We start from the raw sequence: 23,359 nt of genomic DNA, 5'->3' as shown, positions 1-23,359 counted from the left end.
TAGATTCTTCAATTGCATTGAGGGACCTAATTGTTTTTTATTGTTTTAATTTTTACACTTTCATTTTTCTATGAAAAAATTATTACTGATTATATCGATATTTTATTCTTTTTCGAGTTTTGCTCAAAGTCAAATTGAGGTTAATGTAATTGACTTATTGACCAATAAACCCGTAAAAAGCGTTGAAGTTTATCTTGAAACGTATGGTGAAAAAACTATTTTCGGGCTTTCCGACAAAGCAGGAAAGGTAGTTTTTAAAGATCTTCAAACTACTAAAACATACAAGGCTTTTACATTTGCCAACGATAAATATGCAGAAGCATTTGTAGGTAGTATTACGCCGAAAGTGGGAGAGATAAGTGTTTTTAATCTAGAATTGCCAACAATCAGGGTTGAACTTTTGGAAGAAGTCAGAATAACCAATTCAAAAAGAGCAAAAATGAATACCCAAAACGCGGAGGTTTCTTACATCATTCCGAAAGAGGAGATTCAGGCACTGCCCGTGGAAGGTAGAGATATTACCCGAACCCTTATCAGATTACCCAATCTTACGGTTGCCACTTTGGGATACGCCGAAGCACCAAATGTTTCGATAAACGGACTTGGTGGTACTTTTACAAACTACCTTATTGATGGTATGGACAACAACGAGCGTTTTCTTGGAAACGCCAAATTCAACACGCCTATCGGATTTGCGGATGGTATTTCGGTTCTAACTAACAATTACTCGGTGGAATTTGGAAATACAAGTAATGGATTGGTTAATGTTACCACTAGATCTGGCTCAAACAAACTCACAGGCGAGGCTTTTTATTTGACACGTCCGGGTTCTATAATTGATTCTAAATCACCATTCGCAACTTTGGATCTTTCAGGAAATCAGGTAAAGGACGGTTTTCAAAGAAATCAGGCTGGTTTTGGATTGGGTGGTGCTTTGAAAAAAGACAAAACGTTTTTCTACCTAAATTTTGAACAAACGATTGATAAGAAAGACAACTTGCTGAATGTTCCGCAATTAGGTGTCAACGAAACCGTTACAGGCTTCAATAATTTCACTTACAGTTCGGCAAAAATAGATCAAGTTTGGAACCAAAGATTCAAGTCTTCTTTCAGAGTAAATCATGGAATTTTCGACATTGACCGTCAAGGTGGTGGCTTAGAAGGAGGAACACTTTTCCCTTCAGCAGCTTCCGCTCAGAAAAACAGAACCTATTTGGTAGCATTGAAAAATGCATACGTTTTTAGTTCATATCTTACGGGTGAAACTAATTTCCAAACTTCTTATTTCAGATGGAACTATCGTGAACCTGTAAATATCAATAGTCCTTCGGTAACCGTTCAAGACCCTAGCGGTGCGGTTATTGCTACTGTGGGCCAAAGCGGTGCTATTTTTGATAATAAAGAATATACCAATCAGCTTCAGCAAAAACTATTTTATAGACAAGGCAAGCACTCTCTCAAGTTTGGAGTGGAGTTTATAACTTCTGACTATGCCTTGCTTGGTGGAGGAAATTCTTTTGGTACTTACACCGTAAGGCTAAACCAAGCTCAGCTGGATGCTCTCAAAGCCAAAGGTATTAATTCAAGTTTGGATGTGAATGATATTCCAGTAGATGTACGAGTGATCAATTATGACGTAGAGCTTCAGCCCAATACTTTTGGAGCCAGACAAAATGTATTTAGTACCTATCTCGAAGATATTTTTGCGGTAAACAACAAATTAAACCTTATCATGGGTATAAGATATGACTATGACAATCTTACCAAAGGTGGTGGAAGTCGTGGTGACTTAAACAATTTTGCCCCACGGTTGGCTTTCAATTATAAAATTGATGATAGAAGTACTTTACGAGGAGGTTACGGAATTTTTACAGACAAAATAAAATATTCTATTCATAGTGACGCACTGCAGTTCAGCAGTACCTCTGCTGATTTTAAGAAACAGTTGAAAGAGTTACAAAAATTAGGAAAACTTGATCCAAACGCAGATATCGATAAGATTACATTTCCTGGAAATATCAGAGCAACTGCTTCTAACGTTACTTATCTTAATGGTCCGAGTTACACCGATTTGCAATCACGTCGAGATAGACAATTCGTGAACAATATGCGAATTCTAAATCCAAATGGTTTCCAAAATCCTTACTCTCACCAAGTTTCGTTAGGCTATCAGCACAAGTCAGACGAGGATCATTTGTTTTCTCTCGACTTAAATTATGTAGCAACCAACAATTTGTATTATATCAGAAACCTAAATGCACCATCAGCTTATCCTTTAAATGACCCTAAAAATGTAGTGGTAAGAAAAGTTGCGGAGGCAGATTTAACTAGACCTGTTCCGTTAAAATCGGACAGCCGTGGCCAATATGCAGTAGCAGGAAGCGACACCCTCAGAGGATTTGCAAGAAACGTTTTGATGAACGAAACCGACGGTAAAGCAAGATATTGGGCCATGAACATGGTTTATCAAAAACTGAAAGGGGAAGGGAAGTTTGCTTATAGAATGAGTTACTCTTTGGCCTTGATAAAAAGTAATACCAGCAGTATTAATACCAGAGCCAATGATGCTAATAATTATGATGTAGAATATACTTATGATGAAAACGACCGTCGTCATGTGGCCAGCTTTATGTTTTTCTGGTATCCAATCAAAAACCTTATTGTTTCACCAGCATTCCTAGTGCAAAGCGGTCAACCGATTACGCGAATTGCTGATGCCCGCATTTTTGGTACAACCGACCTCAATGGTGATAATGATTTTTTCAATCCTGGAGATTACAGTCCAGGGAATATCAGAAACAGCGACAGATTACCTTGGGCAAATACGCTTGACCTTTCTTTAAAATACACATTAATGAAGCATTTCGAGCTTTCGGCTGATATATTTAACCTTTTAAATGCCGTTAACTATTCGGGGTTCAATGTGGTAAGAGGTAACAGTAATCAGTTTATGGTAGGCGATAAAAGCACAAACACCTATACATGGAAAGCTGCTTCTGCTCCACGTCAGTTTCAGTTTGGAGCCCGTTACGTTTTTTAATATTTAATTCAGTTTGAAATGATTCTAAGTTTTGATAAAATTGATGAGCTCGAGGTTTATCTCAAATCCAAAGGATGGTTAGAGACGAATGAGGTTCTGATGAAGGTTGAAAAGCCCGGTGAAGGCAACATGAATTTTACAATGAGAGCATATACTTCTTTTGGTAGAACTTTCATTGTAAAGCAGTCGAGAGATTATGTAGAAAAATATCCTTCTATTCCTGCTCCTGCAAATCGGGCTGTAATAGAGGGTCGTTTTATAGAATTTATCCAAAATGATTCGGTTCTGAAATCATTCATGCCGAAACTATTGGGTTTGGATGAAGTAAACAATATTATAATTACTGAAGATCTCGGTCAAGCAAATGATTATTCCTTTTTATACAATTCTGGTCAAAGAATGAGCTCAGACGATTTGGCTCAAATGGTAGCGTATATAAGTCATTTGCACCATAGTTTTCGAGCCGATTCTCCAACGCCAGAGTTTGCCAATCGGGGAATGAGAGCTTTGAACCACGAGCATATATTTTTATACCCTTTTATGGAAGAAAATGGGTTCGATTTGGATAATATCCAGCTGGGTTTACAGTCAGAGGCTATGCTTTACAAAAAAGATCAAGAACTCAAATCTGTTGTGAAAAACCTAGGTGAAAGGTATCTGGCAGATGGACCTTATTTTTTACATGGCGACTATTATCCAGGAAGTTTCCTGAAAACAGACTCAGGTGTTAAAGTTATTGACCCAGAATTCTGTTTTTATGGATTTGCTGAGTTCGACTTGGGTGTTTTCATTGCACATTTAAAAATGAGCGAGCAAAGCGAAGCCATTATGGATAGCGTATTGTTGAATTACAAAAAAGGTGCTGATTTCGACGAGAAACTTCTTAATCAGTTTGTTGGGGTAGAAGTCCTACGGAGAATCATAGGATTAGCTCAGTTGCCCCTTTCGCTTAGTTTAGAAACCAAAAAAGAATTGTTAAAAGAAGCCAAAGGCTTAATAATGAATAATGTATAGTATGAAAAAGTTAGTTTTTGTTGGTTTGATTTTAGTAGGCTTCTCTGGTTTTTCGCAAAAAAAAATATGGTTTGATACCGACATCATGATTGGGAATCCCGATCGTGCCCCACGAGAAGTAGACGACGCCATTACGCTCATGATGGCCCTGAAGTTTCAGGACAAAATAAAAATAGAAGGTATTAGCCTTGTCACTTATGTGGATTACGCTTATGGGATTACCGAAAAAATGCTAAAATGGTATGCTCCAAATCTTAACATTCCTATTTATAAAGGGTCCAATACTTGTACCGACGTAGGTGAAGAAAATGACGCTACCATAGCCTTGGCGGCGGCTTTAAAAAAAGAAAAACTCACAATTCTGGCTCTCGGACCAGCCACCAATGTGGCTACGGTATTGAAGAATCATCCTGAATTGGCTTCACAGATAGATGAAATAGTTTTTTGTGCAGGACGTACTCCAGGTTTTCATTTTAAACCGGGTCTGGAACAGCAAATTGTTTCTGATTATAATTTCGAAAAAGACGTAGAATCTTTCAAGATTGTGTTTGACTCGGGCATAAAAGTTGTGTTATCGGGTTTCGAGGCGAGTGTTTATCTGTTTCTTGGAAAAACCGACTATGATTTCCTGAACAATAGCTTTGAAGGAGATAAGTGGGTTTACGATTTCTTAAGACCGTGGTCACTGCGTCACAAACAATTATTTGGCAATGACGGCTTTATTCCGTTTGATGTAACGCCTCTCGGTTATTTAACTCATCCACAGTATTTTAAATACTACGAAAACATTCCTGTGGACATTGTCAACATGGAAAATGATGCAACAATTCCTGCCAATAGACCAAAGGAAAAAGCCTTTTTGATAGCCTCCAAAGATTCAAAATCCAAGTGGAAATGCAAGTATGCCTATAAAACTCTTCCAGGTTTTGAAGAAATAGTGTTAGAGTCCTTAAAATATAGGTAAAATCGTAAAGAAGTGTATAACAATAGATTGAAAGCTTTTAATGATTCACATTTTCAGAAAATTTCAAAGCCAAAGTTTAGAATATTATAAAATATCACTATATTTGCACCTCGTTTCTGTAAACGCCTCTTTTAGCCTAAAAGAAGCCTCTTTACTTTCAATAAATTTTTTATCAATAATTTTTTTATTAAATGGATTTAATTAAGTTTGTAGAATCAGAATACAGCAGTTCAAGAGCTGGATTACCTGATTTCAAGGCGGGTGACACTGTTAACGTATTTGTGAAAATATTTGAAGGAAACAAAGAGCGTATTCAGTTGTACCAAGGTGTTGTTATTCAAAGAAAAAACTTCGGTACTCCAGGTGAGACTTTTACAGTACGTAAAATTTCTAACGGTGTTGGAGTAGAGAGAATCTTCCCAGTTTTGTCACCAAGTATCGACAAAATCGAAGTTCTTAGAAGAGGTAAGGTTCGTCGTGCTAAATTGTACTTCCTAAGAGGAAAACATGGTAAAGCTGCGAGAATCAAAGAACTAAAAAAGTAAGTAACATTGCTTAATAATTTTAAGTAATAGCTTTTTCATAATTTGTGCAAAAAACGTCATCTCTTTGAGATGACTTTTTTTTTGCCGCCAGAGTTTGTCTCCTCACAAATAAAAACCCATCAAAGTTCATCAACCATCGAACTTTTTCAATCAAAATAATATTACTTTTATAACTGAATAGCAAAGCTGCATTTTATGACCCAATTTTTTAAATATCAAGGAACAGGCAATGATTTCGTGATGATTGATAATCGTGAGGGAGGATTTGATGATTCTATAAAAAATGTGGAGTTTCTATGTCATAGAAGATTCGGAATCGGAGCGGATGGATTGATATTAATTGAAAATGCCGAAGGTTTTGATTTCAGAATGCGATATTTCAACGCTGACGGTAAGGAGGGAAGCATGTGCGGCAATGGGGGAAGATGTGCAGTGAAGTTTGCCTCTGATTTAGGTATTTTTGAAACAGCCACCAGTTTTATAGCAGTAGACGGCCCGCACCATGCCATGGTAGAAAATGATGAGGTTTCGTTGGGTATGATAGACGTAGAGGAAATAATTGATGAAACCAACGGGTATTTTCTCAACACAGGTTCACCGCACCTGGTTATATTTCAAGAAAATCTGGATAATTTGGATGTTAAAACGCAAGGAGCTGCTATTAGATACAGTGACTATTGGCTTTCAAGAGGTGGTGTAAATGTGAATTTTATCCAAATCATTGACAATGAAAATCTAAAAGTCAGAACCTATGAAAGAGGTGTTGAAGACGAAACATTTTCCTGTGGAACCGGCGTAACGGCAGCCGCTATAGCCTCATCAGTAAAGAAAGGATTGTCTCAAAAAATCAAAATACAAACACTTGGTGGCAAACTCGAAGTGAGTTTTGAAGGAGAACAAAAATTCTCTCAAATCCTATTGAAGGGCCCTGCATTGTTTGTTTTCAAGGGTGATGCATAGTATTTATTAATATTTTTAGCTTTTTTTTTGTTGGTAAAGATTTTAATGCTTAAAATTGCGAACGAAATCAAAAATTACTGCTAAGGGACTTCTTCCGATTCGTAATTTCAAAATCCGAAATATTCTAGATTTTTTCAAACCAAGCGTTTAATGTATTCATAAGTACTTTAACAACCCTCATTGTTTTTCCAAAACAAAATTTCTATGTACAATCAAGAAGATTTGAAGCTAAAACTTCTGTCAGAACTTAAAAGCATTTCAGCTGAACTAGGCATTGAATTAGACAAAGGTGCCGCAAAAAAAGACATTATTCAGAAAATCGTGGATCATAATCCACCAACCACACAGGAAGTTAAAACTGAAGAAAAGCCCATAAAATCCATCAAGGTTAAACCACAAGGACAAGCACTTCCGAATGTAAGGCCAGCTCAGAATCCGCTCTCAATGGAGCCAGAGGATAAAGGACCTCGCCTGAGAAAAAGAATTACTCGCGTAGTTACTGACGATACCATGTCTACGGATACTCCTGAATTGGTAAACGCCCCAGTTGTTGAAGAGAAGCCAGAAGAGCCTAAACCGATTATTGCGGAGTTTAAAAGACCAGAATTTAGAAAACCAGACAACCGTAAAACAGAGGCTCCAAAAGAGAACAAAATGGTTGACACCGATATTCAGCCAGATTCAAACGAAATTATAGATATAAATATATCAGATGAAATTGATATATCTGATTTAATAGAAGAGATTCCAGACATAACGGACGAGGATTTGGGATTGCCAGGTGAGGAAGTCCTAACCAATGAACAAAAACAAGATGCAAAAAAGAAAGAGGACTACGGTCGCTCTATAAAAAAGCAGTTTAATAACTTAGTAAAAGAGTTTGATGGGCTAATTGAGAACATTGGCGTATTAGAAATCATGAGTGAAGGAAGTTATGGCTTCTTACGTTCTGCGGATTATAATTACCTAGCCAGCCCAGACGATATCTATGTTTCGCCATCACAAATTAAACTTTTTGGCCTAAAAACGGGTGATACCATTCATGGGTCTATTAGGCCACCCAAAGATGGCGAGAAATATTTTGCTTTACTGAAAGTACTTTCAGTAAATGGCAAAACAACAGAGGAAATTCGTGACAGAATTCCTTTTGAATACCTCACACCATTGTTTCCACAAGAAAAACTTAACTTAAGTACAAGGTCAGATGTAATGTCTACTCGTGTGTTGGATTTGTTTTCACCAATCGGCAAAGGCCAAAGGGGAATGATAGTAGCCCAACCTAAGACTGGTAAGACAGTTTTGTTGAAAGAAATTGCCAATGCTATTACGATCAATCATCCAGAGGTTTATTTGATTATTCTTTTGATAGATGAAAGACCGGAGGAGGTAACGGATATGCAACGCAGTGTAAAGGCCGAGGTTATCTCTTCTACATTTGATGAGACTGCCGAAAAACACGTAAAAGTTTCGAATTTAGTTCTAGAAAAAGCCAAAAGATTGGTGGAATCAGGTCACGATGTGGTGATTTTATTGGACTCCATCACGCGTTTGGCTCGTGCCTACAACACTGTGATGCCTTCTTCAGGTAAGATTCTTTCGGGTGGTGTGGATGCCAATGCATTACATAAGCCAAAGAGATTCTTTGGAGCCGCTAGAAAAATAGAAAACGGAGGTTCATTGACGATTGTAGCTACAGCCCTGATTGATACAGGTTCTAAAATGGACGAAGTTATCTTTGAGGAATTCAAAGGTACAGGTAACATGGAACTTCAGCTGGATCGTAGATTGGCCAACAAGCGAGTATATCCTTCTATCGATATATTGGCATCAGGCACTCGTAGAGAAGACCTTTTAATGGACAAAGACGAGTTGCAGAGAGTTTGGTTACTAAGAAAATATATGGCGGACATGAATCCTATGGAAACAATGGAATTCCTGCTTTCTAAAATGAAAGGCACAAAAACCAATCAAGAGTTTTTGATGACCATGAACAGATAGTCTTATTTAAATATATAATGAGAAGGAAGTCAATTGTGACTTCCTTTTTTTATGGATTATAAGGCTGATTTCAATAGCGTAAATGCACAAGAATTAAGAAATAATTATTTAAAGTGTTGATTATTAATAGATATAAATAATATTTTTTAGTTACTTTTTTCAAAATAATCGTCCTAATTGTTGACTTTATTAATTTTTGTTTTAAATTGAACTATTAATTTGTTTATTAACTAACCCCTTGTCTTAATCATGAATAGATTATTGATTCCGCTATTGATTTTGTTAGGGTCATTACTTTTTAGTTGGTTTTGGAATTGTAACAGGAAGGACTATTGCCCTGATTGTCAACCAAAAGCTGCTGTAGCTGCTTCACCAATTTTGGCAGATACTGTAAATGTAGCCGTCCAAGCTGAAGATACGACTCAAGCAAATCTTACTCCTGAGGAAAAAGTCCTCTTTGAACCTCTCGATGTTTATTTCCAATCAGGCAAATCCTCTATCATTCGTACAGAGGAAATAGATACCTGGTTAGAAACCGCCAAAAAGTATTTGGAAAAAAATCCAAATGAAAAGCTAAGTTTGACTGGTCATACCGACAGTGATGGGGATGATGTCTCAAATATCAGCCTCTCAGAGAGAAGAGCCGCCATCGTAAAAGGAATTCTCGCAAAACAAGGTTTCAATTCAGACAATCTACAGCTGATTGGTAAAGGAGAATCTGAACCAATTGCCGAAAATGATTCGCCGGAAAACAAGGCAAAAAATAGAAGAGTTTCAATTAGACTTATTAAATAATACAATATCAAAAATCTTACGTATATGGAAAATCTTAAATGTTTATTCAACTGTTTCCCTTGGGATTTATTTCTTTTTCTTTTGGGAATGCTATTACTAATGTGGTGGCTTCTTTCAAAATTATTGGGAGACAGATTAAAATCTCACGCAAGTGAACTTCAAGACAGAATCAACTTCTTGGAAGGAGAATTAGAAGCTTGTAGAAAATCAAAAGTTTCTGCATCAGCAAATCTTGATTTAGGAACGACGGCGGCTGTTGTAGCACCTGTTGCTGCATTTGTTGCTGCTAGTGCTCCTGTCGCAAATAAAAAAGACGATTTGAAGATTGTAGAAGGCATTGGTCCAAAAATCGAAGAACTTTGCAACAATGCAGGTATATATACATTCGCTGATTTAGCTGCTACTCCGGCTGCTAGAATAAAAGAAATACTAGATGCAGCAGGTTCGCGTTTTCAAATGCATGATCCAACTACTTGGCCCGAGCAGTCGGCATTGGCTAGAGATGGCAAATGGGATGAATTGAAAAAGTGGCAAGACGAATTAAATAAAGGTAAGTCTTAATGATCAACCAATTTTATTGGAAACAAAAACGAGGGCTTGCCCTCGTTTTTGTTTAAATTGCGAACCAATTAAATTTTCAAATGGACATTAAGCTAAAATCAAAACTAAGTAAGATTACAACTTTCGTATTTGATGTGGATGGAGTTTTTACTGATGCTACACTGCTAGTAGGAGAAAGCGATGTTCAACGTGTATTTAATGTTAGAGATGGTTATGCGGTGCAGATTGCTTTAAAATCAGGCTATGCCATGGCTGTAATTTCAGGCGGGAAGCAAAAAAGCATTGCTACGCGACTGAGTGGTTTGGGTGTGCAGGATATTTTCTTGTCTGTTGGTACTGACCAAAAATTGCCAACTTTTCAGCAGTACATGTTAGCAAAAGGAAAAACAGAAGAAGAAATCCTATTCATTGGAGACGATATTCCTGATTACTTGGTGATGAAGTCAACGAAGGTATTGGCTTGCTGTCCTGCAGATGCCGTAGAGGAAGTCTTAGAGGTGAGTGATTATATTTCTCCAATTAGTGGAGGAAAAGGAGCTGTTAGAGATGTTATAGAGCTGGTGATGAAAGCTCAAGGAAAATGGATGAAGGTTTTTTAAGTTTCTTTTTTAAAAGATAGATAAACGCCATTGGTCCAGCCAAAACCGTCTTGATTGGGATATTCTCCACCTCCAGTTTCTTCATCCGAACTCGCAACGTTGTATTTTTCAGTAAACTTTCCGCTTTTATAAAATGTTGATTCGTTGAGTTTTATCCAATTGGTTTTTATTTGATCTGCTAATTTTTTGAACCCATAGTTTTTTAGTCCCACAAATGCTATCCACTGAAGAGGTGCCCAGCCATTTGGGGCATCCCATTGCTGTCCACTTTCAGAGGTGGTAGTTAATAATCCCCCAGTTTTCAAAAAGCTACTTTCTAATAATTTTGCAACGGATTCTGCTTGTACACTATTTGCCAAATTAAAATAAAGTGGAAAAACTCCTGCCAGAGAGAGATTTTGACGAACCAAGTTTTTAACCAAATCAAAGTCACAAAAAAACTTTTGTTCCTCATTCCAAAAGTATTTCTCGATTGCTCTTTTTCGATTTGTAGCTTTTTCTAGATAAGAATTACCTTCAGTAGGATGCATCTTTGCGAGTTGTGTTTCTAAAAAATACAAAAGGCAATTTAAATCAACCGGGATGATATTCGTCGTATTTATACTTGCCAAATCATGGCCTTTTTCCAGCCATCTACTGCTAAAATCCCAGCCAGACTCACATGCTGCTCTGATGTTTCTAAATAATTCATGGGGATTTTGATAAGATTTTTCGGCAAGCTCAATGTCCTCAATGTAAGATTCTGGCCTTGGCGTAGGATCTGTGTCATCATATCGATTCAATATTTCACCTTCAGGCATTACAATAGACCTGTTTGTCATCCAAAAAGTGTATTCTTTTTCTAATTGACTTAAGAAATCAATTGGCTTGATAGAAGTGTTAAAATCGTTCAACAAATCCAGCATCAGGCTAAAAAAAGGAGGTTGGCTTCTACTCAAAAAGTAGGTTCTATTGCCATTAGGGATAAATCCGAACTGATCTATTAAAAAGGCAAAGTTTTTAATCATGCCAATGACCAAATCATTTTTTTTTGAAATGATAAGCCCCAACATCGTAAAATAACTGTCCCAGTAGTAAGTTTCCTGAAATCGGCCACCAGGAACTACAAAGTCGTTTGGGAGCGATATATAAGTAGAGTTTAGAACTTCTGGCTCAGTTTTTTTTGTTAAATGATTCCATAGATTATGGATGTGTTGTTCTGGATAATTAAAATGTTGCGTTACAAATGTTTTATTATTGGGTATGACACTCCGAAAGTTTCTTTTTACAAATTCAGTAAGGTCAAAGTTTTTATTATTTTGTTCTTTGTTAAAATCTTCAGCTATATCTTCTATTTTTCTGAGAGCTACCATATCAGGAAACGATTTAGAATCCTCAAATATCCCTGAAAGCTGAACAGCCTCAAAAAGTGCCTTTTCTTCTACTATTGTTTTCATTAAAAGGGGTGATTTTCGGCCTGTTTTTTTATAATGGCTTGTATTCTAAGCACAAAAACAATCAAAAGGATAATCGGAATAAATAAAAAATAGAAGGCATTCACACCACCCATAACTTCAAAGAGCGTTCCGACAATTCTTGACCCAAGCGTGCCACCTAATGCTGAAAATATGATAATCAACCCAGACATGGAAGAATGGAGTTTTTTGGGTAAACTGCTCAAAACAGCCGAATTTAATAATGGATATATGGGAGCTATAAACAGACCGATTAGGGGTAAAACAAAACCCAGAAAGGGTACCTCTGTAATTGAACTAATCATTTTTACTTCTTCGCCGCTAGTTTTTAGTTGAGGAAGAACAAAAAATAAAATCAGGATAGACACCATTGAGCAAACAATTACAATTACTACCCAAGAGATTTTTTTTGCAACCATTCCCGCTAAAAATCTTCCTAAAGCCAATGAAACTGCTAAAATGGAAGCCATTTGAACACTTAATTTTTCTGAGAAGGCAAATATTTTTTGATTGAAGCGAGGAAGCCAAGTCATAATTCCTTGTTCTATCATTACAAAAAAGAATGCAGATGCGACAAAAACCAATACCAACGGAAGAATTATCAATTTGAAAGATGCTTGGAGGTCTTCCATTATTGAAGTTTCATCACTTGAAATTTCTTTGGGGATTTCTGAAAATAATAAAAAAACAAATGAAACGAATATCAAGCCACACAGCACCAAATAGACGTTTAACCATTGGTTTATGTCTGTTTCACTGTAAAAGTAGGGGAATAAGAAATATGCAGTAGCAATACCTATCATAAAAAAACCTTCAATTGAACTCATAAATGCGGTGTGTTCTTTTTGTGAATTAGTTATTTCTCCAATTAGGCTATAAACTGAAAGTTTGATGAGTGCAAAACTAACCCCAATGCTCAAAAACAATAACTTGGCACTTAGAAACGAATTACCCAAGTACATGCCTATGCAGCCAAAGAAAACTATCAGAAGACCAATTAACATGGCTTTTTTGTAGCCAAGTTTTGGTAAAAAAGAAGCAATCAACAAAGAAACCAAGGCAATAGGCAAGTCTTTAAAAGCTTCTAAAACAGATGCGTTGCTTTCTGTGATTTTATATACATTGATGGATTTCGAAATGACAATTCCTACACTGTTGAGTAAAATTGCAAAAACAAAGTAGTTAAGAAAAAGAGAAGCCTTGAGTTTCCAATTATTCATGGTTTTGGAGCTGTTTAGAAAAAAATAAAGCGAACCAAAATGATTCGCTCTAATATTTATCATAGGTTAATTCTTTGAAAGTATATTTATTTAATGCAAAATAATGGCAAAATAAATCTATATTTTATCAATATTTTATCTAATATTTGCACTGTATTAATATTTTGCAATTTGATTCCTTTAGAAAGAATATCGCCAGATCCTGCGTCATCTATTAAGATTTTGTATCACCATGTGATGCCTGAAGTTTTTTTGTGGAATTACCATTATCATCCTGAATTCGAGTTGGTTTTTGTCTTTGATGGAATTGGTAGGCGACACGTGGGTAATCATGTCAGTTATTATGAAAACGGTGATCTGGTTTTGATTGGGTCAAATCTACCTCATTCTGGTTTTGGATATGGGGCTCTCGGTAAACATGAGGAACTGGTTATTCAATTTAAGCGAGAACTTGTTCCAGAAATTGCAGAGTTTGAAATAGTAAATCAGTTACTTAAAAAAGCCCAATATGGCGTTTCATTTTCAAATTCAATAAAAAAAAGATTAGAAGGCGATTTTAGAAAAATAAAATCACTGGAGCCTTTTGAAAGATATATATGCTTGCTTAATATTTTAAAGAAGCTCGCAATTGAATCGGAATATCAAATTCTAAACAGTACGCAATATCAAACGAGTGATTTTACAAAAGATCAGAATAGAGTCTTGAAGATATTTCAATTTGTGGAAAAAAACTATTCGAATGATATTAATACACTGGAGGTTGCTGAACTAAGCAATTTGACTTTACCTGCTTTTTGCAATTATTTTAAAAAGAATTTAGGTGTATCATTTACAGATTTTCTAAACGAGTATCGTATAAACCAGGCGTGTATTCAACTTACCGAAGGACAGAGCGTTTCCAATGTGGCTTTTCTTTGTGGCTTTAATTCTCTTTCATATTTTAGTAGGACATTTAAACATTTCAAGAATATTTCTCCCAGCGAATTCCAAAATAAGGTATTCGAAAAAAAAGAGAGAAGATAACTCTCCTCTCTTATCAAAGAAATCAATATTGTTTTTTGTTACAGCTTTTCTATATTTTTCTTGAATTTTCCCGAAACTTTAACCATTTCGTTTACCCTTGCTATGGCTATATCATAGCCCCGTGCCGAGCCACTTATTTTTTGGATAGCATTGGTGTTCAGCATAATATTTTCAGAAAATTTTACAAATTGTGGGTGTCCAATGAGTTCATTCAGAACTTCTTTGCTATCTATCGTGATTACCGATTTGTCTATACCAAAAGGATTTTGATAGAAAAACTCCGATGTATTTCCATCAATTTTTGCATAAATCAGTTGGTTTGGGATAAGGCTTAGTTTCTCGTTATTTCCTTTGAATACCAATATTTTCAAAGGGTTGTCCGAATTCACCACACTTTTGTTTTTGAGGTCTGAGTTGAGATTTTCGGCTTTCCTTTTATATTTCGAGTCGTGCATCGTTTCTTGCACAAAAATAAAAAGTACTAAAGGGATGATGGTAAATGCAAAAAATACCAATCCATCAACTGGGAAACTTATGTTACCAATATTTTTTGAGGCTAAAAAATAGGATAATCCTAAGCTAATCATGATAGACATTAAAAGAGATTGAATAAGCTGCTTAGAACCATTCCAATGGTGTTCGTCGTAAAATGATTTTGCAACAAACGGAAATGCAAATTGGCAGACCAACATCGAAGCTAAGGCTATAACGCCACAAATTATCAAAATCATCATTTTTTCAGACTCCTCGATTTCTTTTATTCCAAATGGCTGAAACACGAAAAGTACTACAAAAACGCCAACTGCAATAGCCATAGAATGCAACAAACCTCTGAAACTCATTGAAGAAGAATGATACGGTTTTTTGAATTTGTTCAAAAACGCATTTACAAGATTTGCGATACCACGGAATATAGAGGCAATAAATGATGTAATTGAGCTAAGAATATTTTTTGAAAATGACATTTTACTAGGATATTAATTTGTTATTAGGAAATTTCAAAAACTATACCACAAATCTTTTAACCAAAAATTTGTTAATGGTAATGTTAAAAATGTTAAAATTATTATGTTTTTTTGTCTTTCTAACGTATTTCACAATAATAATTTAAATAATAATCAATTCATTTATGAGAATCAGTTCAAAAATAGCACTTACTTTATTAGTTTTCAATATTTTAACAGTTTTTAAAAGCCATGCACAAGTACTTAAAACATCTTTAGATTCTCTTAGTTATGCAATTGGAGTTAATGTTGGAGACAATTTAAGAAATCAAAAATTAAATGTTAATCCAGATATTTTGGCCAAGGCTATTAAAGATGCGATTGCAAATAGTAAAAGCGTAATGACTTCTGAGGCCTCTGGAGCTTTTATTCAAAATTATTTCCAGAACCAAGCCATGAAAGCTGGAAATGAAAACAAAGTAAAAAGCGATGCATTTTTGGCCCAAAATAAAACCAAGCCGGGTATTCAAACCACTGCGTCAGGCTTACAATATAAAGTGATAACTGCTGGAACAGGAGCAAAGGCTCTAGAAACTGACAAAGTAAAAGTTCATTATCATGGCACACTTATAGACGGTACAGTTTTTGATAGTTCAGTGAATAGGGGTGAACCAGCAACATTTGGTGTAACTCAAGTAATAAAAGGGTGGGTTGAGGCGTTGCAGATGATGCCGACTGGTTCTAAATGGACACTTTATATACCTTCTGATTTGGCATACGGCCCACAAGGTCCACCATCTATTGGTCCAAATCAGGCATTAATTTTTGATGTAGAATTGATTGAAATCGTTAAATAGTTTCTATTAAATAAGAAACAAACACAAGTTATGGAAATGAAAAAAAGCTTATTGATTACTTTTTTGGGACTTTCGAGTTTCTTGGCCTTTTCTCAGACAGAAACGCCTAAGTACAGTTATGACCCGCTGCAGCCTTCGGCTTCGCATTCTAAAGTTCAAGCATTTGTCACGCAATTCTTGAATAATTATCACTACAGAAAGTTCGTTTTGGATGATTCGCTTTCATCCAAAATATGGTCAAGCTTTATAGACAACGTTGATGGATCTAAGGCTTATTTTACAAAATCTGAAATAGAATCTTTCGAAAAGTATAGATTTACCATTGACGAAGCTATGCTTTCTGGAGAATTGGACGCCCCTTTTGAAGTTTTCAATGCCTACAGATTGAAATACAAAAACAGACATGCCTACATCAAAGCATTTTTGAAAAAACCAATGGATTTCACGACCAACGATACCTATGAGGTAAATCGTACCACTTCCCCATGGGCGAAAGACGAGAAAGAATTGGATAAAGTATGGGACAAAATTATATTGAGCCAAGCTCTAGGCCTGAAACTAAGTGGAAGTTCTGACAGTGCTATAGTGGCTACTTTGAGTAAACGTTACGACATGTACGAGTCTAGAGTAGTTAAATGGAGAGCAGAGGATATTTTTCAGACATTTATGAATTCTTTCACAGAAATCATTGATCCGCATACTTCATATATGATTCCAAGCAGTGCGGCTCAGTTTAATATAGAAATGAGTCAATCTTTGGAAGGAATCGGAGCAACGCTAAGAAACGAAGGTGACTATGTGATGATTGTGGATGTAGTTCCTGGTGGCCCATTGTTTAAAAGCGGACAAGGAAGCAAAAATGATTACATCGTAGGTGTTGCACAAGGCGACGAAGGTGAATTTCAGGATATCATAGGTTGGTTGACCGACGATGCAGTGAAGTTGATTAGAGGTAAAAAAGGAACAGTTGTTAGACTTAAACTTTTGCCTTCGGATGCTCCTACAGGAACAGAACCTAAACTTTTGAGAATTGTTAGAGAGAAAATTAAACTGGAAGAGGCAGTTGCTCAAGGCGAAATAATTGATATTAAACACGATAAAAAAGAATATAAAATAGGAGTAATTGACATACCTATGTTCTACCGTGATTTTGAAGACGCTCGTAAAGGTGGAGATTTTCAAAGTACAACTAAGGACGTTAAAAAATTCCTTTTGGATTTTGAAGAGAAAGGCGTAGACGGCGTTTTGATAGACTTAAGAAACAATGGCGGCGGTTCGCTAACAGAAGCCATCAACCTTTCGGGTTTGTTTATTCCTGATGGTCCAGTGGTTCAACGAAGAACGGGTCGTGGTAAAGTTGACGTAGAATCAGATACTGACAAAGAAACTGTTTATGCAGGTCCTTTAATGATTCTTCAAAATAGATTCAGTGCCTCTGCATCTGAGATTTTTGCTGGAGCCATTCAAGATTATAAAAGAGGTGTGATAGTAGGTGAAAGATCATATGGAAAAGGAACAGTACAGCAGTTGGTTGATCTTGATCAGTTTTTAAATTCACCACGTCAAGCTTCAAGAGGTAAAGACAATAATGGAGTTTCTACGGGTGTTGGTTTTGAAGCTAAAGAGCGTTTTGGTCAATTGAAACTTACCACTGAAAAATTCTACCGTGTCACTGGTAACAGCACGCAATTGAAAGGTGTGGAACCAGACTTGACTTTGCCATCTCCGTTTAATGCTGACGAAATGGGTGAGAGTTCACAGCCAACTGCACTTCCTTATGACGAAGTAGAAAATGCTGGTTTCTTGAAAACTAATAATATCAACGAAAAGATAATTAGTAAATTGGACGCGAAGTTCCAGTCGCGATTAAAAAGCGACGAAGCCTTGAAAGAGCTTGTAGTAGACTTGGAAGAATATAAATCGCAGAAAGATAAAAAGGAGTATTCGTTGAATTATGAACTTCGCAAAAAGGAAAAAGAAGAAAACGAAAGCAACAGAAAGGCTGTAAAGAAAACCACTAAGTCAAGTGGCAAAAGTGACAAAGAAGAAGATCTGTATCTGACAGAAACGGAAAAGATTCTTTGTGATTTGATAGGTTTGCTGAAATAATTTTCAAAATCTTCGAATGAATATAATAAGAAAAGCCTGCGAAAGCGGGCTTTTTTATTATTCTGAAGATTCTCCAGAAGCGACTCTGCGGATTAATTTCAATGGCTGAGTTTGGGCAATATATTATTTTGTTGTTCGTGTCCTCGAATAGGTGTCTTTTAATGGACAGTTCTTACGTTTTGTTCAATATAACCTTCATTCTAAATACTTGAATAGATTATATAATTCAGGAGTAAGTATTAGCTGTTGTTTTTGTTTTCAATAATTGTCTCATAATGTTCTACCGTTGGAAACGGATCATAATAATGATGAAGCATCTTTTTCCACTCTAAGTATTCTAGTGATTGCCTAAACCCAACTGTATGGTCTTCTAAATTCTCCCAGTCCACAAGAAGAATATACTTGTTATTCTGTTCCAAGCATTTTCGTAGTGAATGTTTTACATAACCTTTTATCGAGCTAATAAATTGCCCTGCAATATCAAAGTCGATTTCAAATTGCTTTTCTTGTCCACTCTTTACATTTAAAATAGCTACTTCTAATATCATGCTTCTTTAATTATTGATTATCCTTTTTTAGTTATGGTGAATTCAATTGGTAATATTTTTACTGGCCAAAGTCTTTGTAGCAGCATTCTGCTATTTTCCCAATAATGGTTTCGGCCTGCTGAAGGCTCTCAAAGTTTTCTACGAACACTGTAAGTATCAAAATATTTTTGGAGAAAATGATACCAGCATCGCCTCGGACATAGTCCAGTGTGCCTGTTTTGTGTGCTATGGGTACGTTTACGGGGATGTTTCTCGGAATAGTCGTTCTGTCCTCACAAGCCAACAAAATCTCCATGGCTTTTTTGCCAGATTTTTTGGAGAGCAATTGCTTGTTCAAAAGTTTAAGCAACAAACCATTGATGTCTTCACACGTGGTGAAATTTTGTTTTCCTGCCTTGATGGCCTCAAAATCCATCATTTTTCTATTGAGCTTGGTGTTGGTTAATCCCCAGTTATTTATGTCCTCCTGAATTTGCTCTGAACCAAGTTTTTCTATCAGAATATTGGTGGCAGTATTGTCACTTACACTTATCATTTTTTGTGCTAAATAATTGTAAGTGATTTTTTTAAATGGAACTTCATACTGAATATCTCCTGAGCCACCCACAATATCCTTTGGTTGGAGTGTATATGCATGTTTAAGGTTTATCCCTTTCGCTTTAAGCAAGGAGAAGAGTATTGGTATTTTTATAACACTCGCACTCGGCACCACTTTTTGACCGTTTCTTTCAAAAAGCAGCTTTCCAGTTTGATTTTGAAGTTTCATGGAAACCACTATCTCAGGATCAAGTTCTTTGAGATACTTTTCTAAAGATTGGGCAATTGACTTATTATCACTAGTCATTATCAATAAAGCGGTAAGTGCAAATAGAAATTTCATTTCCTGTTTTTTTGAGATTAAAATTAACAAATAGCCTTAAGATTTTGATAGGAATCTACATTTATTCTGGATAAGTGTGATTTTTGGGATTTTAAGAATTAGGCGAGGTTATTTGTTTATAATTTTTAAGCTGCGAATTAGAAAATTTTTGCCTATTGTTGGGGTTACTTGTTCATGCAGAAAGTATAATTAATTTCTCTGAAACTTTGCATGAATATTTTCGTTTGCCATTCTAGTGGTGTTAAGAGTTTCCAACAGACCTGTAATCGATGAAAAATATTTCCACCAAAAACCAAAAAATAAAACCGCAGAAATAAAAATAAAAAGGGAAATTTACTTCGTCCTCTCAATAGTAAACTGAACCAGATTTTTAAGCGAATTTTTGTGGGCGGATTCGGGGAAGGAGTCGAGGATATCGTAGGCTTGGTTTACGAAATTCTGCATGATTTTTTTGGTATAATCTATTCCTCCGGAGCTTCTTACAAAATCTATAACCTCCAAAACCTTGTTGGGCTTGTCTGATTCGTTTTTGATAAGGTTGATGATTTTTCTTTTAGTAAACCAACCAGTATTGTTGAGGGCGAATATCAGTGGTAAAGTCATCTTTTTTTCTTTGATATCTATGCCTGTAGGTTTACCTATCTCATCTGTGCCGAAGTCAAACAGGTCATCTTTTATCTGAAACGCCATGCCTATTTTTTCGCCCAAAAGTCTTGCTTTTTCAACCATGGTTTCGTCGGCACCCGTGGATGCCGCACCCACAGCACAGCAAGAAGCTATCAGTGAGGCCGTTTTTTTGCGGATTACGTCGAAATATATGTCTTCGGTTATGTCTAATTTTCTGGCCTTTTCTATTTGTAACAACTCACCTTCACTCATTTCTTTCACGGCATTGTTTACAATCTCCATGAGGTTGTAATCTTTGTGTTTTAGGCTGAGATCAAGGCCTTTGCTAAGAAGGAAATCGCCCACCAATACTGCTATTTTGTTTTTCCAAAGAGCATTTATAGAGAAAAAACCCCTGCGGTAGTTGGAGTCGTCCACCACGTCGTCGTGTACAAGCGATGCTGTGTGTACCAGTTCTATCAGAGCCGCTCCTCGGTAGGTAGAATCAGCGATTTGGCCAACCGTGCCGGCAGTCAGAAACACAAACATGGGTCTGATTTGCTTCCCTTTTCGGTGAATGATGTACTTCATGATTTGGTCAAGAAGCATCACATTCGTTTTCATAGAATTTCTGAATTTCTTCTCGAAACTATTCATCTCCTCTATGATGGGAGCCTGTATTTCATCAATTGAAATGGCCATTTATGATTCTGTTACTAATTGGTAACAGGGGAGTTTACAGGTTGTTTAAAATTGAGCAAATTTATTTATTAATAAAACAATTACCTAATTGCGTTTAAGATTAATGAATGCATTATTGTATTATTTCAATTTTTTAAGCCTGAAATGTTATTTTTTTGTGTATTAATTGAGAGAATATTTTGGAATTGGCTCAAGTATATTTTATTTTGCACAAATTATATATTAATAATCAATCCATTACACAAAAGATTTTTTCCTGACAAATTTAGCGAACAAATAGGCCCGACAAATTAGTCGGGTTTTATTTTTTATATTAAAATTATTCAGGCTCAAAAATGAGCCGTATTTTTGCAAAATGATTAAACCAGAGATTTCAATTATAAAATACAATGCAGGGAATATCATGTCTGTGATAATAGCCCTGGAACGTATCGGTGCTAGTTATGAACTGACAGACGACCCTGAGAAGATACAAAATGCCAACAAAATCATTTTTCCAGGTGTAGGAGAGGCTGGTTCGGCCATGAAAAGTTTGATTGAAACGGGTTTGGATAAACTTATTCCTACACTGAAACAGCCTTTTTTGGGTACTTGCGTAGGTATGCAATTGCTTTGTGAAACTTCTGAGGAAAGCGATACCCAATGCCTTGGTGTATTTGATATTCCGATCTTGAAATTCCCTAAAACACAGGGTTTTAAAATTCCTCAGACAGGCTGGAATAATATTTATGATTTGCAAACGCCTATTTGTGCGTCTGTTAATGCAAATTCTTATGTGTATTATAATCACGGATATTATGCTCCACTTTCAAAATACACAGTGGCCAAAACCGATTATGTTTTGGAATATTCAGCAATTTTACAAAAAGACAATTTCTTCGCCTGTCAGTTTCATTCTGAAATCAGCGGCGAGGTTGGACAACAAATATTTAAAAACTTTTTAGCTTTATGATTCAGGTAATTCCAGCTATAGATATTATTGATGGTAAGTGTGTTAGGCTTACGCAGGGTGATTATGAACAAAAGAAAATCTACAACGAAGACCCCGCAGAAGTAGCCAAAGAGTTTGAAGATGCTGGCATAAAAAGACTACACTTGGTTGACTTAGACGGTGCCAAGGAGAAGCGGATTATCAACCACAAAGTTTTGGAGAAGATTGCCAATTCCACTAAGTTAATTATTGATTTCGGAGGTGGAATTCAGTCTGATGAGGACATCCAAAAAGCATTTGATTTTGGTGCAAAAATGATTACTGGAGGAAGTATAGCCGTAAAAAACCAAGAAATGTTTTTGGGTTGGTTGGAAAAATTCGGACCAGAAAAAATTATACTTGGAGCAGATGCCAAAGATGAAATGATAGCCATTTCTGGATGGCAAGAATCTACCAAGGTTTCGGTATTTGATTTTATTGAAGAATACCTCAAAAAAGGCATAAAATACACCATAAGCACCGATGTAGCCAAAGATGGGCTATTGCAAGGGCCGTCTTTTGAGCTTTATGAAAAAATGCAAGCGAAGTTTTCTGATTTAAAAATTATAGCCAGCGGTGGCGTAAGTGAGATGAAGGATTTAGAAAAACTAAATGACCAAGGGGTGTTTGGTGTGATTGTAGGTAAGGCCATTTATGAAGGAAAAATTGGTTTGAAAGAGCTGGAGAAATTTATATGTTAACAAAAAGAATTATACCTTGTTTGGATATCAAAGAAGGCCGAACTGTAAAAGGAACCAACTTTGTGGATTTACGTGATGCCGGTGACCCAGTGGAACTGGCGGCTATTTATGCCCAACAAGGTGCCGATGAATTGGTGTTTTTGGACATTACCGCCACTGTAGAAGAACGAAAAACTTTGCTGGATTTGGTAAATAAAGTGGCTCATGCAGTCAATATTCCTTTTACCGTCGGTGGAGGCATCGGCAGTATTTCAGATGTGTCCAAATTATTAAATGCGGGTGCTGACAAAGTGTCTATAAATTCATCGGCGGTTAATAATCCACAACTGATTTATGAATTGGCTAAAGAGTTTGGTAGTCAGTGTATTGTGGTAGCCATAGATACTCGCCACGTGGATGGTGAGGATATTGTGCATACGCATGGTGGCAGAAAGCCAACCGATCTACGCACTCGCCACTGGGTAAAACAAGTAGAGGAGTTGGGAGCAGGAGAAATTTTGCTCACTTCTATGGATGCAGATGGTACAAAGAACGGTTTTGCACTAGATATTACCTCTTTCGTGTCTGAAAATTTGCATATTCCAGTAATAGCTTCTGGAGGTGCTGGCAATATGGAGCATTTTTATGAAGTTTTTACGGCTGGAAAAGCCGACGCCGGGCTGGCTGCTAGTATTTTTCATTTTAGAGAGATTCCTATTCCAGATTTAAAACATTATTTGTCTGAAAAGGGAATTCCAATGAGAATTGTTTGACAAAAATCAACATTAAATACCTTTAAATCGGATTATTGTCAAAATTTATCTGGTTTAAATTTTCGTTTGTATATTTACCTTTACTAAAGTCTGCCATTTTGCCATGAAATCCTATGG

21 protein-coding genes are annotated in these 23,359 nt (G+C 36.2%); 15 read left to right on the top strand and 6 right to left on the bottom strand.

The features are described 5' to 3' along the window. The first annotated feature begins 70 nt into the window (after positions 1-70). From EGI24_RS21220 to EGI24_RS21180, 9 genes are all read left to right on the top strand, one after another. Entirely contained in the window at positions 71-3,040 is a 2,970-nt protein-coding gene (locus tag EGI24_RS21220) for a TonB-dependent siderophore receptor (protein ID WP_255050648.1), read from the top strand. Positions 3,041-3,058: 18 nt separating this feature from the next. Beyond that, positions 3,059-4,054: a phosphotransferase gene (locus EGI24_RS21215; protein ID WP_255050647.1), complete on the top strand. Its 996-nt coding sequence runs from the start codon at positions 3,059-3,061 to the stop codon at positions 4,052-4,054. 1 nt (position 4,055) lies between these two features. Continuing rightward, a complete protein-coding gene (locus EGI24_RS21210; RefSeq protein ID WP_255050646.1) occupies positions 4,056-5,018 on the top strand; it encodes a nucleoside hydrolase in 963 nt (320 codons plus the stop codon). Positions 5,019-5,209: 191 nt separating this feature from the next. Then, a complete protein-coding gene (gene rplS, locus EGI24_RS21205) occupies positions 5,210-5,563 on the top strand; it encodes a 50S ribosomal protein L19 (protein ID WP_255050645.1) in 354 nt (117 codons plus the stop codon). A 195-nt stretch (positions 5,564-5,758) separates the two neighbouring features. Continuing rightward, positions 5,759-6,523: a diaminopimelate epimerase gene (gene dapF, locus EGI24_RS21200; RefSeq protein WP_255050644.1), complete on the top strand. Its 765-nt coding sequence runs from the start codon at positions 5,759-5,761 to the stop codon at positions 6,521-6,523. Positions 6,524-6,727: 204 nt separating this feature from the next. Beyond that, complete coding sequence (gene rho, locus EGI24_RS21195; RefSeq protein ID WP_255050643.1) at positions 6,728-8,521, top strand: transcription termination factor Rho; 1,794 nt, start codon at positions 6,728-6,730, stop codon at positions 8,519-8,521. Positions 8,522-8,770: 249 nt separating this feature from the next. Further along, positions 8,771-9,316 (top strand): OmpA family protein, encoded by a 546-nt coding sequence (locus tag EGI24_RS21190; RefSeq protein WP_255050642.1) that lies wholly within the window; start codon positions 8,771-8,773, stop codon positions 9,314-9,316. Positions 9,317-9,340: 24 nt separating this feature from the next. Further along, positions 9,341-9,877, top strand: a complete 537-nt coding sequence (locus EGI24_RS21185; protein ID WP_255050641.1) for a hypothetical protein — start codon at positions 9,341-9,343, stop codon at positions 9,875-9,877. 80 nt (positions 9,878-9,957) lie between these two features. Further along, a complete protein-coding gene (locus EGI24_RS21180) occupies positions 9,958-10,476 on the top strand; it encodes an HAD family hydrolase (protein WP_255050640.1) in 519 nt (172 codons plus the stop codon). On the opposite strand, the gene EGI24_RS21175 is transcribed toward EGI24_RS21180, so the two are convergent. Together EGI24_RS21175 and EGI24_RS21170 are read right to left on the bottom strand one after the other, a co-directional pair. Further along, positions 10,473-11,912 (bottom strand): alpha,alpha-trehalase, encoded by a 1,440-nt coding sequence (locus tag EGI24_RS21175; protein ID WP_255050639.1) that lies wholly within the window; start codon positions 11,910-11,912, stop codon positions 10,473-10,475. The genes EGI24_RS21180 and EGI24_RS21175 overlap by 4 nt on opposite strands. Next, positions 11,912-13,150 (bottom strand): sugar MFS transporter, encoded by a 1,239-nt coding sequence (locus EGI24_RS21170; protein WP_255050638.1) that lies wholly within the window; start codon positions 13,148-13,150, stop codon positions 11,912-11,914. The genes EGI24_RS21175 and EGI24_RS21170 overlap by 1 nt, the downstream gene beginning before the upstream one ends. A 171-nt stretch (positions 13,151-13,321) precedes the next feature. Between EGI24_RS21170 and EGI24_RS21165 the strand changes: the two genes are divergently transcribed. Then, positions 13,322-14,173: an AraC family transcriptional regulator gene (locus EGI24_RS21165; RefSeq protein ID WP_255050637.1), complete on the top strand. Its 852-nt coding sequence runs from the start codon at positions 13,322-13,324 to the stop codon at positions 14,171-14,173. 38 nt (positions 14,174-14,211) lie between these two features. Here the strand turns inward: EGI24_RS21165 and EGI24_RS21160 are convergent, their stop codons facing one another. Further along, the gene (locus tag EGI24_RS21160) at positions 14,212-15,138 is read right to left on the bottom strand and encodes a hypothetical protein (protein WP_255050636.1); all 927 of its coding nucleotides are present in this window, start codon (positions 15,136-15,138) and stop codon (positions 14,212-14,214) included. Positions 15,139-15,302: 164 nt separating this feature from the next. Between EGI24_RS21160 and EGI24_RS21155 the strand changes: the two genes are divergently transcribed. Together EGI24_RS21155 and EGI24_RS21150 are read left to right on the top strand one after the other, a co-directional pair. Next, positions 15,303-15,974, top strand: a complete 672-nt coding sequence (locus tag EGI24_RS21155) for an FKBP-type peptidyl-prolyl cis-trans isomerase (protein ID WP_255050635.1) — start codon at positions 15,303-15,305, stop codon at positions 15,972-15,974. 36 nt (positions 15,975-16,010) lie between these two features. Next, a complete protein-coding gene (locus EGI24_RS21150) occupies positions 16,011-18,083 on the top strand; it encodes a carboxy terminal-processing peptidase (RefSeq protein ID WP_255050634.1) in 2,073 nt (690 codons plus the stop codon). 239 nt (positions 18,084-18,322) lie between these two features. On the opposite strand, the gene EGI24_RS21145 is transcribed toward EGI24_RS21150, so the two are convergent. The 3 genes from EGI24_RS21145 to EGI24_RS21135 all read right to left on the bottom strand — a co-directional run bounded on the left by EGI24_RS21145 (position 18,323) and on the right by EGI24_RS21135 (position 20,819). Further along, complete coding sequence (locus EGI24_RS21145; RefSeq protein WP_255050633.1) at positions 18,323-18,631, bottom strand: antibiotic biosynthesis monooxygenase; 309 nt, start codon at positions 18,629-18,631, stop codon at positions 18,323-18,325. Positions 18,632-18,689: 58 nt separating this feature from the next. Continuing rightward, positions 18,690-19,511, bottom strand: coding sequence for a serine hydrolase (locus EGI24_RS21140; RefSeq protein WP_255050632.1), 822 nt, complete (start codon positions 19,509-19,511; stop codon positions 18,690-18,692). Between the two features lie 333 nt (positions 19,512-19,844). Further along, a complete protein-coding gene (locus tag EGI24_RS21135; protein WP_255050631.1) occupies positions 19,845-20,819 on the bottom strand; it encodes a polyprenyl synthetase family protein in 975 nt (324 codons plus the stop codon). A gap of 355 nt (positions 20,820-21,174) precedes the next feature. On the opposite strand from EGI24_RS21135, the gene hisH reads away from it, so the two are divergent. From hisH to hisF, 3 genes are read left to right on the top strand one after another with little or no spacing between them, the layout of a single operon-like run. Next, positions 21,175-21,771: an imidazole glycerol phosphate synthase subunit HisH gene (hisH, locus tag EGI24_RS21130; protein WP_255050630.1), complete on the top strand. Its 597-nt coding sequence runs from the start codon at positions 21,175-21,177 to the stop codon at positions 21,769-21,771. After that, a complete protein-coding gene (gene hisA / locus EGI24_RS21125; protein ID WP_255050629.1) occupies positions 21,768-22,490 on the top strand; it encodes a 1-(5-phosphoribosyl)-5-[(5-phosphoribosylamino)methylideneamino]imidazole-4-carboxamide isomerase in 723 nt (240 codons plus the stop codon). Before hisH ends, hisA begins: the two co-directional genes overlap by 4 nt. Then, positions 22,484-23,242 (top strand): imidazole glycerol phosphate synthase subunit HisF, encoded by a 759-nt coding sequence (hisF, locus tag EGI24_RS21120; RefSeq protein WP_255050628.1) that lies wholly within the window; start codon positions 22,484-22,486, stop codon positions 23,240-23,242. Before hisA ends, hisF begins: the two co-directional genes overlap by 7 nt. Positions 23,243-23,359 lie beyond the last annotated feature (117 nt).

The organism is Lacihabitans sp. CS3-21 (assembly GCF_024343675.1).
In the GTDB taxonomy this organism is placed as follows: domain Bacteria; phylum Bacteroidota; class Bacteroidia; order Cytophagales; family Spirosomataceae; genus Leadbetterella.
This window is presented reverse-complemented; position numbering and strand designations above follow the sequence as displayed.

Coding starts and splice junctions, on each gene's coding strand:
- EGI24_RS21220 (WP_255050648.1), top strand. CDS start 71: ATGAAAAAATTATTACTGATTATATCGATATTTTATTCTTTTTCGAGT.
- EGI24_RS21215 (WP_255050647.1), top strand. CDS start 3,059: ATGATTCTAAGTTTTGATAAAATTGATGAGCTCGAGGTTTATCTCAAA.
- EGI24_RS21210 (WP_255050646.1), top strand. CDS start 4,056: ATGAAAAAGTTAGTTTTTGTTGGTTTGATTTTAGTAGGCTTCTCTGGT.
- rplS (WP_255050645.1), top strand. CDS start 5,210: ATGGATTTAATTAAGTTTGTAGAATCAGAATACAGCAGTTCAAGAGCT.
- dapF (WP_255050644.1), top strand. CDS start 5,759: ATGACCCAATTTTTTAAATATCAAGGAACAGGCAATGATTTCGTGATG.
- rho (WP_255050643.1), top strand. CDS start 6,728: ATGTACAATCAAGAAGATTTGAAGCTAAAACTTCTGTCAGAACTTAAA.
- EGI24_RS21190 (WP_255050642.1), top strand. CDS start 8,771: ATGAATAGATTATTGATTCCGCTATTGATTTTGTTAGGGTCATTACTT.
- EGI24_RS21185 (WP_255050641.1), top strand. CDS start 9,341: ATGGAAAATCTTAAATGTTTATTCAACTGTTTCCCTTGGGATTTATTT.
- EGI24_RS21180 (WP_255050640.1), top strand. CDS start 9,958: ATGGACATTAAGCTAAAATCAAAACTAAGTAAGATTACAACTTTCGTA.
- EGI24_RS21175 (WP_255050639.1), bottom strand. CDS start 11,912: ATGAAAACAATAGTAGAAGAAAAGGCACTTTTTGAGGCTGTTCAGCTT.
- EGI24_RS21170 (WP_255050638.1), bottom strand. CDS start 13,150: ATGAATAATTGGAAACTCAAGGCTTCTCTTTTTCTTAACTACTTTGTT.
- EGI24_RS21160 (WP_255050636.1), bottom strand. CDS start 15,138: ATGTCATTTTCAAAAAATATTCTTAGCTCAATTACATCATTTATTGCC.
- EGI24_RS21155 (WP_255050635.1), top strand. CDS start 15,303: ATGAGAATCAGTTCAAAAATAGCACTTACTTTATTAGTTTTCAATATT.
- EGI24_RS21150 (WP_255050634.1), top strand. CDS start 16,011: ATGAAAAAAAGCTTATTGATTACTTTTTTGGGACTTTCGAGTTTCTTG.
- EGI24_RS21145 (WP_255050633.1), bottom strand. CDS start 18,631: ATGATATTAGAAGTAGCTATTTTAAATGTAAAGAGTGGACAAGAAAAG.
- EGI24_RS21140 (WP_255050632.1), bottom strand. CDS start 19,511: ATGAAATTTCTATTTGCACTTACCGCTTTATTGATAATGACTAGTGAT.
- EGI24_RS21135 (WP_255050631.1), bottom strand. CDS start 20,819: ATGGCCATTTCAATTGATGAAATACAGGCTCCCATCATAGAGGAGATG.
- hisH (WP_255050630.1), top strand. CDS start 21,175: ATGATTAAACCAGAGATTTCAATTATAAAATACAATGCAGGGAATATC.
- hisA (WP_255050629.1), top strand. CDS start 21,768: ATGATTCAGGTAATTCCAGCTATAGATATTATTGATGGTAAGTGTGTT.
- hisF (WP_255050628.1), top strand. CDS start 22,484: ATGTTAACAAAAAGAATTATACCTTGTTTGGATATCAAAGAAGGCCGA.